The 15,392-nt window shown below is 63.7% G+C and carries 12 protein-coding genes and 1 pseudogene; 9 read left to right on the top strand and 4 right to left on the bottom strand.

The annotated features are described in order from the left end of the window. Positions 1-52: 52 nt before the first annotated feature. The 5 genes and pseudogenes from ampD to ACLH0J_RS29710 all read left to right on the top strand — a co-directional run bounded on the left by ampD (position 53) and on the right by ACLH0J_RS29710 (position 4,209). Entirely contained in the window at positions 53-616 is a 564-nt protein-coding gene (gene ampD, locus ACLH0J_RS29730) for a 1,6-anhydro-N-acetylmuramyl-L-alanine amidase AmpD (RefSeq protein ID WP_411390236.1), read from the top strand. After that, positions 613-1,452, top strand: a complete 840-nt coding sequence (ampE, locus tag ACLH0J_RS29725) for a regulatory signaling modulator protein AmpE (protein ID WP_411390235.1) — start codon at positions 613-615, stop codon at positions 1,450-1,452. The genes ampD and ampE overlap by 4 nt, the downstream gene beginning before the upstream one ends. Before the next feature lie 201 nt (positions 1,453-1,653). After that, a pseudogene (locus ACLH0J_RS29720) lies at positions 1,654-2,793 on the top strand (HAMP domain-containing protein); the annotation flags it as partial. Between the two features lie 144 nt (positions 2,794-2,937). Further along, positions 2,938-3,651, top strand: a complete 714-nt coding sequence (locus ACLH0J_RS29715; RefSeq protein ID WP_411392911.1) for a methyl-accepting chemotaxis protein — start codon at positions 2,938-2,940, stop codon at positions 3,649-3,651. 126 nt (positions 3,652-3,777) lie between these two features. Beyond that, positions 3,778-4,209 carry a hypothetical protein gene (locus ACLH0J_RS29710; protein ID WP_411390234.1) on the top strand — a complete coding sequence of 144 codons (432 nt, stop codon included), beginning with the start codon at positions 3,778-3,780 and terminating at the stop codon, positions 4,207-4,209. Here ACLH0J_RS29710 and ACLH0J_RS29705 read toward each other — a convergent pair. Next, positions 4,156-4,932, bottom strand: coding sequence for a TatD family hydrolase (locus ACLH0J_RS29705; protein WP_411390233.1), 777 nt, complete (start codon positions 4,930-4,932; stop codon positions 4,156-4,158). The genes ACLH0J_RS29710 and ACLH0J_RS29705 overlap by 54 nt on opposite strands. A 2-nt stretch (positions 4,933-4,934) precedes the next feature. After that, positions 4,935-5,930 (bottom strand): catabolite repressor/activator, encoded by a 996-nt coding sequence (cra, locus tag ACLH0J_RS29700; protein WP_411390232.1) that lies wholly within the window; start codon positions 5,928-5,930, stop codon positions 4,935-4,937. A 294-nt stretch (positions 5,931-6,224) separates the two neighbouring features. Here cra and ptsP point away from each other — a divergent pair, with 294 nt between their 5' ends. From ptsP to ACLH0J_RS29680, 4 genes are all read left to right on the top strand, one after another. Next, positions 6,225-9,083 carry a phosphoenolpyruvate--protein phosphotransferase gene (ptsP, locus tag ACLH0J_RS29695; RefSeq protein WP_411390231.1) on the top strand — a complete coding sequence of 953 codons (2,859 nt, stop codon included), beginning with the start codon at positions 6,225-6,227 and terminating at the stop codon, positions 9,081-9,083. Then, positions 9,084-10,025 (top strand): 1-phosphofructokinase, encoded by a 942-nt coding sequence (pfkB, locus tag ACLH0J_RS29690; RefSeq protein WP_411390230.1) that lies wholly within the window; start codon positions 9,084-9,086, stop codon positions 10,023-10,025. It begins immediately after the preceding gene. Between the two features lie 11 nt (positions 10,026-10,036). Then, entirely contained in the window at positions 10,037-11,749 is a 1,713-nt protein-coding gene (locus ACLH0J_RS29685; protein ID WP_411390229.1) for a PTS fructose-like transporter subunit IIB, read from the top strand. Positions 11,750-11,972: 223 nt separating this feature from the next. Further along, a complete protein-coding gene (locus tag ACLH0J_RS29680) occupies positions 11,973-12,245 on the top strand; it encodes a hypothetical protein (RefSeq protein ID WP_411390228.1) in 273 nt (90 codons plus the stop codon). 3 nt (positions 12,246-12,248) lie between these two features. Here the strand turns inward: ACLH0J_RS29680 and ACLH0J_RS29675 are convergent, their stop codons facing one another. Then, positions 12,249-12,623 carry an endonuclease domain-containing protein gene (locus ACLH0J_RS29675; RefSeq protein ID WP_411390227.1) on the bottom strand — a complete coding sequence of 125 codons (375 nt, stop codon included), beginning with the start codon at positions 12,621-12,623 and terminating at the stop codon, positions 12,249-12,251. Positions 12,624-12,853: 230 nt separating this feature from the next. Further along, on the bottom strand, positions 12,854-15,379 hold the full coding sequence (locus ACLH0J_RS29670) for a PepSY domain-containing protein (protein WP_411390226.1): 2,526 nt from the start codon (positions 15,377-15,379) through the stop codon (positions 12,854-12,856). Positions 15,380-15,392: the final 13 nt, after the last annotated feature.

Here is a 15,392-nt window from a genome sequence, read left to right as displayed (position 1 = left end):
CAAGGGCGAACGCGGCATACTGGTCGCACGTTGTCTCGTTCAAGGAACCTGTATGCAGTTGGACTCCGCCACCGGTTGGTGCCAGGGCATCCGTCATTGCCCTTCGCCCAATTTCAACGAGCGCCCGGCAGGCGAAATCTCACTGTTGGTGGTGCATAACATCAGCCTGCCTCCGGCACAGTTCGCCACCGGCAAAGTGCAGGAATTTTTCCAGAACCGTCTGGATGTCACGGAACATCCCTACTTTGAGGGGATTGCCGACCTACGGGTTTCCGCGCATTTTCTGATTGAGCGTGACGGCGCGGTGACGCAGTTTGTGTCCTGTATCGACCGGGCCTGGCATGCCGGGGTCTCGCGCTTCGAGGGACGTGAGGCCTGCAATGATTTTTCCTTGGGCGTGGAGCTGGAAGGCACGGATGACCAGCCATTCACCGACGCCCAATATGCCGCGCTGATCGACCTGACCCGCCAGTTGCTGGCGGCTTACCCGGGCATCACCCCGCAGCGCATTTGTGGTCACAGCGATATTGCCCCGGGGCGAAAGACCGACCCCGGCCCCGCTTTTGATTGGACGCGCTTTCGTAGCGCCCTGCAGGATGGAGGACACGCACGATGAGTTTTCTGGTGTTGGTACTGGCGGTGTGGATCGAGAAATTCTCGGCCCTGCGCCAGCGGTTGCAGCGCGATGGCGGTTGGTTGCGTGAGCTGGCCCGGCTGGAATCGAGCCCGCGCACGGACAAGCAGCCCTGGCTGATTCTGATGCTGCTGGTGTTGTTGCCGGTGGCGGTGCTGGCGTTGTTGCTGCTGGTGCTGGAACCGGTGGCCTATGGCTTGCTGGCACTGCCGGTGCACCTGCTGGTGGTGATCTACAGCCTGGGGCGTGGCGATCTGCTGGCCGGGCTCGGCCCGTTTCGCGATGCCTGGCGGCGCGGCGACCTGCAAGCCGCCGAGCACGTGGCCGAGCGCGACTTGGGCCTGGGTGCCGACAACGGTGAGCAACTGCTCGAACGCGTCCAGGGCCATTTGCTGTGGCAGGCTTACCAGAGCTTTTTCGCGGTGATTTTCTGGTACTTCCTGCTGGGACCGGTCGCCGCGCTGGCTTATCGCCTGCTGGCCCTGGCCACTGAACACAGTCAGAACCCGCTGGTGACCGAGCGCGCCGGGCAACTACGCCATGCCTTCGACTGGTTGCCGGTGCGCCTGCTGGCGGCCAGCTTTGCCTTGGTGGGCAATTTCGTCGCGGTCAGCCGCGTGATGCTCCACGAGCTGTTGAGTTGGGACATCAGCGCCGCGCAACTGGTGGAGAAAGTCGGCCTGGTGGCCGCCGAAATCCCACCTCCGGCGGTCGGCGCGGATGGCATCAATAGCCTGGACCGTCTCTGGGAACTGCTGCTGCGCGCGGCTGTGTTGTGGTATGCCGGGTTCGCCATCTGGACGGTGTTGCCTTCGTAGCGCGAACACCCTCAAACCATGAGGGAGCGGGCAAGCCCCTCCCTCATGTCGTTAACCTTAAGTTACAAAACTCCCTTTCAATTTGAGCTATACAGACAGAGCGCCAAATAGTGGCTTTCTGCCGCCGCCCTGCGCCTCAAATAAAAATAAAAGAAAGGGAGTGCACCAGTGAAGAGCTTGCTCTATCCCGCCGTCGCGCTGATGAATCGCCTGAGCTTCGGCATGAAGTTCAGCCTGATCAGCGTGTTGTTCCTGCTGCCGATGCTGGCGACCAACTATTACCTGGTGCGTGATTCCTGGCGCGAATTCCAGGGGACTCGCATCGAGCTGCAAAGCCTTGATTTACTCGGCAGTAGCCTGGCCCTGCGCCGCGACCTGGAAACCCTCAACAACCAAGTGCAGATCAACGCCACCCTCGGTCAGTCCGGCAAGGCCGGTGACTTGGAGGGCAAGATCAGCGCCCTGGAGCAAAGCGTGCTGGGTCGCCTGCAAAGCCTTAACGCAGTGGCCACCGAGCCTGAGCAAGTGGCGGCCTTTGAAGGCAAGCGCGACGAACTGGTCGCCGCCTTCAAGGCCCAGCAACAGGAAACCTCGCTGCTGAGTAAAAGTGCGCTGATCGGCAAATTGTTGAACAAGGCGCAGATGTTCAGCCAGATCATCGCCAGCCAATCCGGCTTGAGCCGCGACCCCCAGAGCGATTTGCGCCAACTCAGTGAACTGATCACCAGTGTCACCCCGAACGTGACCCAGACCTTGGGCGAGGGGCGAGCGATGGGCGCTTATTCCCTGGGCCAAGGCTTTCTCAATTCATCGTCCAGTACGCGGTTTGACGAGCTGCTGCAGCAGTTGGAAAAGCTCCAGGCCGAATATGGCCTCAAGCTGCAGGACGCCCTGGGCTCAAGCAACGCCGCGCGCACCGCGCTCGACAGTCTGACCAAGGCCAGTCACGCCAGCCTCAAGCAAGGCAGCGAGCTGTTCGAAGAACAGGTCGTCATGGCCGAAACCCTCGATGCACCCTGGCAGGGGTTTTACGACGACGTCAGCCAACTGATGGCCCAGACCTATCAGCTCGACACCGCCACCCTGACCTTTATCGGCCAGCAGTTGGAGCAACGCCTGGGGCAAAATCGCGCGCACATGGTGGTGCTGGTGTTGGCCCTGACGGCAGTGTTCCTGCTGATCTTCTACTTGTACGCGGGTTTCTATGCCTCCACGCGCACAACCTTGCGGCGCCTGGGGGCGATGATGGACAAAGTCGCGGCCGGCGACATGACCGTGAGCTTTGTTGCCCATAGCCGCGATGAGTTGGGCGAACTGGGCCAGGTGTTCAACGGTACCGTGGCGAAAATCCATGATTTGATCGAACGCGTCGGGCACACCGTCAGCCAGGTCGAACTCCAGGCCAGCCAAGTGGAAACGGTCTCGGCCCGCAGCAACCTGGCGGTCTCCGGTCAGCGGACCCAGATCGAGCAGGTCGCGACGGCCATGAACCAGATGTCGTCCACCGCCCAGGAGGTCGCGCGCAGTGCGGCCGCCGCCGTCAACAGTGCCCACAGCGTCAATGATGAGACCGTCAGCGGCCGTGGACTGGTGCAATCCCAGCAGGGCAGCATCGCGCGGCTGGCGTCGGAGATCGACCAGTCGGTGCGGGTCATCAACCAGTTGGCCAGCGACAGCCAGGCCATCAGCAGCGTGTTGGAAGTGATCAAAAGCATCGCCGAGCAAACCAACCTGTTGGCCCTCAATGCTGCCATCGAGGCGGCACGGGCAGGCGAGCAGGGCCGTGGTTTTGCGGTGGTGGCCGATGAGGTGCGCACCCTGGCCCGACGTACCCAGCATTCCACCGAAGAAATCGAACAAATGATCAGTCGTTTGCACGACGGCGTGGCGGCCGCCGTGAAGGCCATGGGCACCAGCCATGAGATGGCGAACGGTACGGTGGGGCAGTCGGAAAAAGTCCAGCAGGCCTTGGAAAATATCCTCGGTGCGGTCGGTTCGATCGTCGATCAGAACCAGCAGATTGCCGCCGCCGTGGAGCAGCAGACCGCCGTCGCCCATGACATCGACCGCAACATCGTCGAAATCAATCGTGCCGGTGAGCATGCCGCTGACGGCGCGCATCAGACCGAAGCGGCGAGTCGACAGCTATCGCTGCAGGTGATCGAGTTGAAGCAACTGATCGGGGCGTTTCGCGTGTAAGACATGATCGTAGGAATAGTCTGTTGTTGCTGTGGTGTTGTTCCTGATTTTCAGACGTCACTTTTCTGGGCATGGGAATGGGTGAGAATTTGTTTCAATCAAATTCCGGTTCAGGGGAGCACGGCGATGACCGTCACAATCGGCATCAAAGGGCACTGCGCTCATTGCGACATCACGTTTGAACTCAAGCCTTGGCAATTGAATGCTATTGCCATCGAGGAACCGTTCGACTGTCCCTACTGCCAGCGGGTCTTGCAGTTGAGCTGCCCGCGGCAACTGCGCCAGTTCAAGGCGCTGGACCACTGGGCGCTGGTGCACCCAAGCATGGCGGTGCTGACCTGTGTGGTGCTGATCGTGGCGCTGGTGGCGGAGTGGGTGGGGTTGATCAGTGTGATCGGTCAGCTCAACGTGTCATTGGTGGTGCTGCTGGTTCACTTTCTGGCCCTGCGCTATGCCCGTCACCGGCAGCGGATAACCCTGGATTTGCAAGCGGTCCTGCCGGCACTACCAGTTGAACAGCTCACACGCATTGCGCGTGCTCGCCTCGGCCAGCAATAGGGGACTGGTGCCTATGCGTTCGGCCAGGGCCGCGCAGATCGCCGGCAAGTGTTGCGGGCTATTGCGCTGGCCGGGGTACATGGCCGGGGCCATGTCGGGTGAGTCGGTTTCCAGCACCACCGCGTCCAGCGGCAATTGCGCCAGCACCTTGTGCATGCGCAGCGCCTGGGGCCAGGTCGCGGCACCGCCGAGGCCCAGTTTGAAGCCGAGCTTGATGTATTCGCGGGCCTCCTCCCGGCTACCGGCAAACGCATGGATGATGCCGCCCCGTGGCAGGCGGATGCGCTTGAGGGTGGCGATTACCGCGGCGTGACTGCGGCGTACATGCAGCAGCGCTGGCAACTGGAAGTCCACCGCCAGCTTGAGCTGGGCCTCGAACAGGTGTTGCTGGCGTTCGCGGTCCAGGGTTTCGAGGAAGTAATCCAGGCCGATCTCGCCCACCGCGCACAGTTGCCGATGCCCGTGCAGGCGGGTCAGCCAGTCAGCCAACTCCACCAGATCGGCGGGACGGTGGTCATCGAGATACACCGGGTGCAACCCGAACGCGGCGAACAAGCCTTCATCCGCTTGCACCAGATCCCACAGCCGTTGCCAATTCTGCTGATACACCCCCAGCACCACCATGCGCCGCACCCCCAGCTCCCGGCTGTGGGCGAGGACGTCCCGGCGATCGCTGTCGAAGTCCGGGAAGTCCAGGTGCGTGTGGGTGTCGATCAGCTCCACGTTCAGGCCTCGTGAATACGCTGCTTGAACGTCCGGCCGATGGCATGCACGCCGGGTTGATAGTGTTCTTCTTCGATCGCGGCCAGGGCCAGGCGCAGGGCGGTGTCGGCGATCAACTGATGTTGCTGGGCCATGGCGTTGACCGGCAGCGGCAGGAAGTCGAGCAACTGGGTATCGCCGAAAGTGCCCAGGCGCAGCGGCCGGGACTTCAACGGGTAGTCATGCAGGGCGTCAAACACGCCTTGCAGCAGCACGTAGGACGTGGTGATCAACGCGTCGGGCAAATGCCCCAGGCGTTGCAGCAATTGTTCCATCAGTTGTCGACCGCAATCGCGGCTGAACGCTTCGCCGTGTTCTATCAGCACCTCGCCGGTGAAGCCCTGCAACGCTTCGCGAAAGCCTGCGGCCCGTTCCTGGCTGATGCTCAGCTCGGGCCGCGCGCCGATCAGCACGATCTGCTTGGGCAGCGGTTGCAGCAGGCTGCTGGTCAATTGCTGGCAGGCCTGGCGGTCGTCGCTGACCACCGAGCAGAACTGCCCCGGCGCCATCACCCGGTCGATGGCAATCACCGGCAACCCCTTGGCTTGCAGTTCACGGTAACTGTCATCGCTGGCCGGCAGGCAACTGGCCACGAACAGCGCATCGCAGCGGCGCGCGCGGAACAGTTGCAGCAACTGGCGCTCGCTCTCGGCCTCATCGTCGGAGCTGGCAATCAGCAATTGATAGCCACGCGCGCGCGCGCCTTGTTCCAAAAGCTTGGCAATGCGTGCGTAACTGGGGTTTTCCAGATCGGGCAGGATGAACCCCAAGGTGCGTGTATGCCGACTGCGCAGCCCGGCGGCCTGGGGATTGGGGGTAAAGCCATGGGCTTCCACCACGGCGCGCACCCGCTCGACGGTCGCGTTGCTGATGCGTTGCTGTTCAGCCTTGCCGTTGATGACATAGCTGGCGGTGGTCACGGACACACCGGCGAGACGTGCGATATCACTGAGTTTCAAACCGGGATTTCCTTGTTTTCTGTAGCTTGCCCCGACATTTTGTCCAATCGTAACCGATTACTGCAGACGACCAATGTCTCAGCTCAAGTGCCGAGCGGTTGTTCAACGATGCACAATTAACGCGTAATCTGCCATAAATTCTAGATTAAACGTTTCAGCAAGCGTATTTTTACGATCTTAGCGACTCGGTGGTAACTGCCCCCTGACCACTCAGTCACTTGCCTCTAAACACCCTTACACTGTTTTATTCAAAACAATACCTAGTGCGGCCACCGCACTAACTAGGAGAACGGCATGCTTGAGCTCACTGTAGAGCAGATTTCCATGGGCCAGAGCGCTGTGGATAAGTCTGCTGCCCTGCACCTGCTCGCTGACAAACTGGTGGCCGATGGCCTGGTCGCCGAGGGTTATCTCAGCGGCTTGCAGGCCCGTGAAGCCCAAGGCTCGACCTTTCTCGGCCAAGGTATTGCCATCCCCCACGGCACCCCCGAAACCCGTGACCAGGTATTTTCCACCGGCGTGCGCCTGCTGCAGTTCCCCGAAGGGGTTGACTGGGGCGATGGCCAGATCGTCTACCTGGCCATCGGCATCGCCGCCAAATCCGATGAACACCTGCGCCTGCTGCAACTGCTCACCCGCGCCCTCGGTGAAACCGATCTGGGCCAGGCGCTGCGCCGCGCCGGTAGCGCCGAAGCGTTGCTGAAACTGCTGCAAGGCGCGCCGCAGGAACTGGCGTTGGATGCACAGATGATCAGCCTGGGCGTGTCCGCCGATGATTTTGAAGAGCTGGTGTGGCGCGGTGCGCGCCTGTTGCGCCAGGCCGATTGCGTCAGCAATGGGTTCGCCGCCGTCTTGCAGCAGGTCGATGCGCTGCCCCTGGGCGATGGCCTGTGGTGGCTGCACAGCGAACAGACCGTCAAGCGCCCGGGCCTGGCCTTTGTCACCCCGGACAAACCCATGCGTTACCTCGGCCAGCCGCTCATCGGACTGTTCTGCCTGGCCAGCCTCGGCGAAGCCCATCAGGCCCTGCTTGAGCGCCTGTGCGCGCTGCTGATCGAAGGCCGCGGCCACGAACTCGGCCGCGCCACCAGCAGCCGCGCGGTGCTTGAAGTGCTCGGCGGCGAATTGCCCCCGGATTGGCCCAGCGCGCGCATCACCCTGGCCAACGCCCATGGCCTGCATGCGCGACCGGCGAAGATCCTCGCGCAGTTGGCGAAAAGTTTTGACGGTGATATCCGCGTGCGCATCGTCGATGGCCCGGTGGGTGCCGTGTCGGTGAAAAGCCTGAGCAAACTGCTGAGCCTCGGCGCCCGGCGTGGCCAGGTGCTGGAGTTCGTCGCCGAACCCACGATTGCCGGCGATGCGTTGCCCGCGTTGCTGGCCGCAGTCGAAGAAGGCCTGGGCGAAGCCGTCGAGCCGCTGCCGACCGTGAGCGCCCAGCCCGACCCCCTCGAGATCGAACCGACGATCAGCGCGCCGCTGGCCGGCAGTCAGATCCAGGCCATCGCCGCCGCCCCTGGCATCGCCATCGGCCCTGCGCATATCCAGATCCAGCAAGTGTTCGACTACCCCCTGCGCGGCGAGTCTTCCAGCATCGAGCGCCAGCGCCTGCAGGACGCCTTGGCGGATGTGCGTCGCGACATCCAGGGCCTGATCGAACGCAGCCAGGCCAAGGCGATCCGCGAGATTTTCATCACCCACCAGGAAATGCTCGACGACCCGGAACTCAGCGACGAAGTCGACACGCGCCTCAAGCAGGGCGAAAGCGCGCAAGCGGCGTGGATGAGCGTGATCGAAGCCGCCGCCAAGCAGCAGGAGTCGCTGCAGGACGCCTTGCTCGCCGAGCGCGCCGCGGACCTGCGTGACGTCGGCCGTCGGGTGCTGGCGCAACTGTGCGGCATCGAAACCGCTGCGGAGCCCAGCGAGCCCTACATTCTGGTGATGGACGAAGTCGGCCCGTCGGACGTCGCGCGCCTGGACCCGGCGCGTGTCGCCGGCATCCTCACCGCCCGTGGCGGCGCCACGGCCCACAGCGCCATCGTCGCCCGTGCCCTCGGCATTCCCGCGCTGGTCGGCGCCGGTGCGTCAGTGTTGCTGCTGGCCGCCGGCACGCCGCTGTTGCTCGATGGCCAACGCGGCCGCCTGCATGTGGACGCCGACGCCGCCACGCTGCAACGCGCTACCGTCGAGCGCGATACCCGTGAACAGCGCCTGCAAGTCGCCTCGGCCCAGCGCCATCAGCCCGCAGTGACCCGTGACGGTCACGCTGTGGAAGTGTTCGCCAACATCGGCGAAAGCGCCGGTGTGGCCAGCGCGGTGGAGCAGGGCGCCGAAGGCATCGGTTTGCTGCGTACCGAGCTGATTTTCATGGCCCATCCGCAAGCGCCGGACGAAGCCACCCAGGAAGCCGAATACCGGCGCGTGCTCGACGGCCTCGACGGTCGCCCGCTGGTGGTGCGCACCCTCGATGTGGGCGGCGATAAACCGCTGCCGTATTGGCCGATCGCCAAGGAGGAAAACCCCTTCCTCGGCGTGCGCGGCATTCGTCTGACCTTGCAACGCCCGCAGATCATGGAGGCGCAATTGCGCGCGCTGCTGCGCTCGGCGGACAACCGCCCGCTGCGCATCATGTTCCCGATGGTTGGCAGCGTCGACGAGTGGCGCGCGGCCCGCGATATGACCGAGCGCCTGCGCCTGGAAATCCCGGTGGCGGACCTGCAACTGGGGATCATGATCGAAGTGCCCTCCGCCGCGTTGCTCGCGCCGGTGCTGGCCAAGGAAGTCGATTTCTTCAGTGTCGGCACCAACGATTTGACCCAGTACACCCTGGCCATCGACCGTGGCCACCCGACGCTGTCGGCCCAGGCCGATGGCCTGCACCCGGCGGTCCTGCAACTGATCGACATCACCGTGCGCGCCGCCCATGCCCATGGCAAATGGGTCGGCGTGTGCGGCGAACTGGCGGCCGATCCGCTGGCGGTGCCGGTGCTGATCGGCCTGGGGGTGGACGAGTTGAGTGTGTCGGCCCGCAGCATTCCTGAAGTCAAGGCGCGGGTACGTGAATTCAGTCTGAGCGAGGCCCAGGGCCTGGCGCAAAAAGCACTGGCGGTGGGCTCGCCCGCCGAAGTGCGTGCCCTCGTGGAGGCCGTGTAGATGGCAAGGATTCTGACCCTGACGCTGAACCCGGCGTTGGACCTGACGGTACGCCTGGCCCACTTGGAGCCGGGTGAAGTCAATCGCAGCGAAGCCCTGCTCAGCCATGCTGCCGGCAAGGGCGTGAACGTGGCGCAGGTGCTCGCCGACCTGGGCCACCAACTGACCGTGAGCGGCTTTCTCGGGGAAGACAATCCCCAGGCCTTCGAGGCGTTGTTCGCACAACGGGGCTTCACCGACGCGTTCATCCGCGTGCCCGGCGAAACCCGCAGCAACATCAAGATCGCTGAGCAGGACGGCCGGGTCACCGACATCAATGCGCCGGGCCCGATGGTCAGTGCACAGGCGCAGCAAGCGCTGCTCGACCGGTTGGCGTCGATTGCGCCCGGCCATGACGCGGTCGTCGTCGCCGGCAGCTTGCCCCGTGGCGTCAGCCCGCAGTGGTTGCAGGGCCTGCTGGAACACTTGAAAAGCCTCGGTCTGAAAATCGCCCTGGACACCAGCGGCGAGGCCCTGCGCGCCGGTCTGAACGCCGGCCCGTGGCTGATCAAACCCAACACCGAAGAACTCGCCGAGGTCCTCGATTGCGCGGTGGATTCGCCCGCGCAACAGGCCCGGGCGGCCGAGCGTTTGCACGCCCAGGGCGTGGAGCATGTGGTGGTCTCCCAGGGGGCCGAAGGCGTGAACTGGTTCAGTCCGGGCACGGCGCTGCATGCGACGCCGCCGAAGGTCCGCGTGGCCAGCACCGTGGGCGCCGGCGACTCGTTGCTGGCCGGCATGCTGCACGGTCTGCTGCGCTTCGATGTCCCCGCCACCACCTTGCGCCGTGCCACGGCGATTGCGGCGATGGCGGTGACCCAGATCGGATTCGGCATCAGCGATGACGCGCAGCTTGAGTCTTTGCAGAGCGGCGTCCACGTGCGCCCGCTGACAGAACAATAAGAGGGATTGTGATGAAGTTAGCCATTGTTACTGCCTGCCCGAACGGCATGGTCACCAGTGTGCTGTGCGCCCGCTTGTTGGACGCCGCCGCGCAACGCCAGGGCTGGAGCACCAGCGTCGAAGTGGTCGACGTGCAGCGCCCGGAGCGCCAGTTGTCCCAGGCGACCCTCGATGACGCCGAATGGGTGTTGCTGGTCAGCAGCACCGCTGTGGATATGCAGCGGTTTGTCGGCAAGCGCGTGTTCCAGAGCACCCCGGCCCAGGCGCTGGCGGACGTCGAAGCGGTATTGCGCCGTGGTGCCCAGGAGGCCGAAGTCTACGTGGCGACCGAAGCGGCGGCCAAACAGGCACCACGGATTGTCGCAATCACCGCCTGCCCCACCGGCGTGGCCCACACCTTCATGGCCGCCGAAGCCTTGCAGCAGACGGCCAAGCGCCTGGGCTATGACTTGCAGGTCGAGACCCAAGGCTCGGTCGGCGCGCGCACGCCATTGAGTCCGCAGGCGATTGCCGATGCCGACGTGGTGCTGCTGGCGGCCGACATCGAAGTCGCCACCGAGCGATTCGCCGGCAAGAAGATCTACCGCTGCGGCACCGGCATTGCCCTCAAGCAATCCGAAGCGACCCTCAACAAAGCCTTGGCCGAAGGCGCGATAGAAAGCGCGGCCAGCGGTGCGGTGGCGAAAAAAGAAAAAACCGGCGTCTACAAACACTTGCTCACCGGCGTGTCGTTCATGTTGCCGATGGTGGTGGCAGGCGGGCTGTTGATCGCCTTGTCCTTCGTGTTCGGCATTCATGCGTTCGAGCAGGAAGGCACCCTGGCGGCGGCGCTGAAAACCGTCGGCGACCGCGCCTTCATGCTGATGGTGCCGTTGCTGGCGGGCTATATCGCTTACTCGATTGCCGACCGTCCCGGCATTGCCCCGGGCATGATCGGCGGGCTGTTGGCGGGCACGTTGGGCGCGGGGTTTATCGGCGGCATCTTCGCCGGTTTCCTCGCCGGCTACTGCGTCAAGCTGATCACCCGCGCGGTGAAGTTGCCGCAAAGCCTGGAGGCGCTCAAGCCGATTCTGATTATTCCGTTGCTGGCGAGCCTGTTCACGGGCCTGGCGATGATCTACCTGGTGGGCCCGCCGGTGGCGCGCATGCTCACCGGGTTGACCGACTTCCTCAGCACCATGGGCACCACCAATGCGGTGCTGCTGGGCATCCTGCTGGGCGGCATGATGTGCGTCGATCTCGGCGGGCCGATCAACAAGGCAGCGTATGCGTTTTCCGTCGGCCTGCTGGCGGCGCAGAGCGGTGCACCGATGGCCGCGACCATGGCCGCCGGCATGGTGCCGCCGATCGGGATGGGCATCGCCACGTTCCTGGCGCGGCGCAAGTTCGCCCAGACCGAACGCGAGGCCGGCAAGGCGGCGATGATCCTGGGGCTGTGCTTTATCTCCGAAGGCGCGATCCCGTTCGCCGCCAAGGACCCGCTGCGGGTGATCCCGGCGAGCATTGCCGGCGGCGCGTTGACCGGTGCCTTGTCGATGTACTTCGGTTGCAAACTCGCGGCGCCCCACGGCGGCCTGTTCGTGCTGGTGATCCCCAATGCGATGAACCATGCGCTGCTGTACTTGCTGGCGATTGTCGCCGGTAGCGTGCTGACGGGCGTGGTGTATGCGCTGATCAAACGTCCGGAGACGATCGAACTGGCGGTCAGCCCGGCGACCGCCTGATCCGTGGCTGTGGTTTTTCGTCGGATTGGAACAACCGAGCGGTGAATGCCGCAGAAATGGAGTGACGGTTCTTTAGCCTGGTATTCCCGCTCGGCAAATACGCAAAAAAGCACCCCTGGCGTCTGCCTACCATAAGGCCTGCGATACCCATCGCACCACGACGCCAGGAGCCTGCCATGCCCAATCCCCTCAAACACTCACTCTTGCATTCGCGACCGACCGCGTGCTTGAGGCCGGCCACCGGCATTCCAAAGCCGTGGGGATCTTTGCGACCTCTGTCGAACAGGCCTGCCATTTCCGTGAACAGGGCGTGAGCTTTATCGCACTGCACTCCGATACCGGCTGGCTGGCCAAGGGCACCGTCGCCACTGACATGCCGGCCTTCAGTGAGTTTGCCAGGCCGCATATCAATGGCTTTCCGGGGGTAAAGGACGTGTACACGGCGTTTGTCGTCAACGAGGTCAAGGCGGTCAACATGATGGCTGGGTTGAGCTGATGCTCATCCTGCGGGATCGGGATGGGGTGTCACCGCACGCAGGATTTGTTCGAGCACGGCGTCCATCTGCGCCAGGACGTCCAGGTTGCTGAAGCGCAGTACCCGTATGCCTTGTTGGTTCAGGTACTGGGTTCTGCGCTGATCATGGGCGATGTGTCGAGGGTCGTAGTGTTGGCCGCCGTCGAGCTCGATCGCGAGTGATTGCTCGACGCAGTAGAAGTCGAGGATGTAAGGCGCAAATGGGAACTGACGGCGAAACTTGAGGCCGGCGATTTGCCGGGCGCGCAGTTTTTGCCAGAGGCGTTGTTCGCAGTCGGTCTGGTTGGTGCGCAGGTACCTGGCGAATTGGCGTTGGTGGTGGGTGGGGCGGGTGGGCATGCTTCACGGTCCTTGTGAAGTGGGGGGAGAGTGGAGTGTAGTTGGGGATTGGGGCCTGGGGTGAGGTGTATTGAGGTATTCAGCGACTTGAAATACCGAGTCGATTTTGGATTCCCGGCAGAACGATCAGGTCGATGCCTCTCCCGAACATCCCCCAATCGGCCCCCTCTCCCCTCTGGGGAGAGGGCTGGGGTGAGGGGCCGATTTAAAGCCGAACCCCAACCCCACGGTCAATACACATCCCGACGATAACGACCCTGTTCAATCAACCGTTCCACCGCTGCATTCCCCAGAATATCCACCAGCGCCTGATCCACCCCCGCTGCCATCCCCTGCAAACTCCCGCACACATAAATCGCTGCACCGTCCGCCAGCCATTTACGCAACACGTCCGCCGATTCGCGCAGGCGATCCTGTACGTAGATCTTCTCCTCCTGGTCCCGGGAAAACGCCAGGTCCAGCAGCGCCAGGTCACCACTGGCCAACCAGCCTTGCAGCTCGTCCTGGCACAGGTAGTCGTGGGCGATCGTGCGTTCGCCGAACAACAACCAATTGCGCTGCAGGCCATCGGCGATGCGTGCTTTGAGCAGGCTGCGCAAACCAGCGAGGCCGGTGCCGTTGCCCAGTAGGATCAGCGGCACCGGCGCGTCCGGCAGGTGGAAGCCGCTGTTGCGGCGCAGGCGCAGGCTGATTGCCGAGCCGATGGTGGCGTGTTCGGTGAGCCAGCCCGAGCCCAGGCCCAGGCCGCCGTCCGGGTGGCGTTCCTGGCGCACGATCAGTTCGAGCATGCCGTCGCTGGTGATCGAGGCGATGGAGTATTCGCGCATGCCCACGGGCGCCAGTGCGTTCACCAACGCCTGGGCGTGCAGGCCCACCAGGTGAGCGCGATTGGCCGGCAGTTGGCGCGTCGCCAGGGCTTGGTTGAGGGTTTGAGCCAAGCCGTCGATGTGCACGTCTTCGTTGCCGGCCAGGCCCAGGCCAGCGAGGAACTGTTCGATGGCCCAGGGGCTGTTGCGCGGCAGGATTTCCACCAGGTCGCCGGCTTGCCAGCGCTGTGGCGATGCCGACGTGAGACCCAGCAGATACACAGCCGAGCCGCTGCTGCCACGGTTGAGCAGGGTGCGCTGGCTCAGTGTCCAGTTTTCATACTGGGCGGTCGGCCAGGCCGCCGCCGGTGCGTGGCCGGTCAGTTGCCCCAGCTGTTGTTGCCAGTGCAGCAGGGCGGCGGTGTCGCCGCTGTCCACTTCCACCGGCGCGAACAATGGGTTGCCGCCCTGGTTGGTCAGCCAGAAATGCAGGCGACGGGCAAACCCGCAGAAGTGTTCGTACTGACGATCACCCAGGGCCAGTACCGAGTAGTTCAAGCCCTTGAGGGACACGTTCTGGCCCAGTACACCGCGCTCAAAACCCCGGGCGCTGTCAGGGGCTTCGCCGTCGCCGAAGGTGCTGACGACAAACAATGCATTTTCCGACTGGCGCAGGTCGTCCTGACTGACGCTGCCCAAGGGCTGCACCTTCACCGGCAGGCCGGCCGCCTGCAGTTGCCCGGCGGTCTGCCAGGCCAGTTGTTCGGCAAAACCGCTCTGGCTGGCAAAACCGATCAGCCAGGCCGGCGCGTCACTGTGGTGGGCGCTGAGACTCTTGCGGGCATCGCGGATCTGACGTTTTTTGCGGCGACGGTCGAGGTACAGCAGCCAGCCAGTGATGAAGAACAGCGGCATGAGCAGCGAGCTGACGGTGAGGATAATGCGCCCCGCCAGGCCGAAGTAACTGCCGGTGTGCAGCGCATAAATGCTGGTCAGTAACTGCGAGCCAAGGCGCTTGTCGGCATATCGGTCATGGGATTTGACCGCGCCGGTGGCCGGGTCCAGGTCGATCTGGTTCAGCGCGCGGTCGTGGGGCGAGTCTTTGAGCAGGTAGTAGACGGTTGCCGGTTGGCCGGCCACGGCCGGCATGCGGATGTTGTAGGCACTCAAGCCCGCGCCGGCGTTGCTGTAGATGCTGCTCCAGATCGCGTCATAGTTGGCCACCGGCGCCGGGCCTGCGGGCGGCGGGCCGCGTTTGCGCATCCGTTCATTTTGTGGTGCGTCGGACAGCAGTTTGGTCAGGCCCTGGCTGTACCAGTCGTAGGACCAGGACAACCCGGTCAGCGCCGCCAGCAGATAGGCCAACAGGCACCAGGTGCCGAACACCGAGTGCAGGTCCCAGTTGAAGCTGCGGCCCTTTTTGCGCCAGTCCAGCGTCAGCCAGGCACGCCAGCTCGCCACTTGGCGCGGCCAGCGCAGGTACAACCCGGAGAGGCAGAAAAACACCAGGATCAGCGTGCAGGCACCGGTGATGTTGCGCCCGGTTTCGCCGATGGCCAGGAAGCGGTGCAGTTGCAGGAGAAACCCGAACACGTCCTGACCGACGGCATCGCCCATGTAGTCGCCGGTGTAGGGATCGAAGTAGCGCATCTGGCCACGTCGCTCGCCCGGTGGCGGGGTGAAGAACACGCGCGCGGCGTTGCCGCTGTCGCTTTCCACCCACAGCATCGACACGCCCTTGCCTTCGGTGGCTTCGAGTTTTTTCACCAGTTCGGCGGGAGGCAACACACCGGCTTCGCGTTTTTCCACGCTGAGCACTGTCGGGTTGAGGGCCCGCAGGATTTCGTCCTGAAACGACACCGCCGCCCCGGTGATCCCCATCAAGGCCAGCACCAGCCCGGCAGTGATGCCGAAGAACCAGTGCAACTGGAACAGGGTTTTCTTCAACACGTCTGACCGCCTC

It is taken from the genome of Pseudomonas sp. MPB23 (assembly GCF_046605395.1).
Classification (GTDB): domain Bacteria; phylum Pseudomonadota; class Gammaproteobacteria; order Pseudomonadales; family Pseudomonadaceae; genus Aquipseudomonas.
Note: the sequence above shows the minus strand (reverse complement) of the source record. Positions and strands in the feature narration are given on the sequence as shown.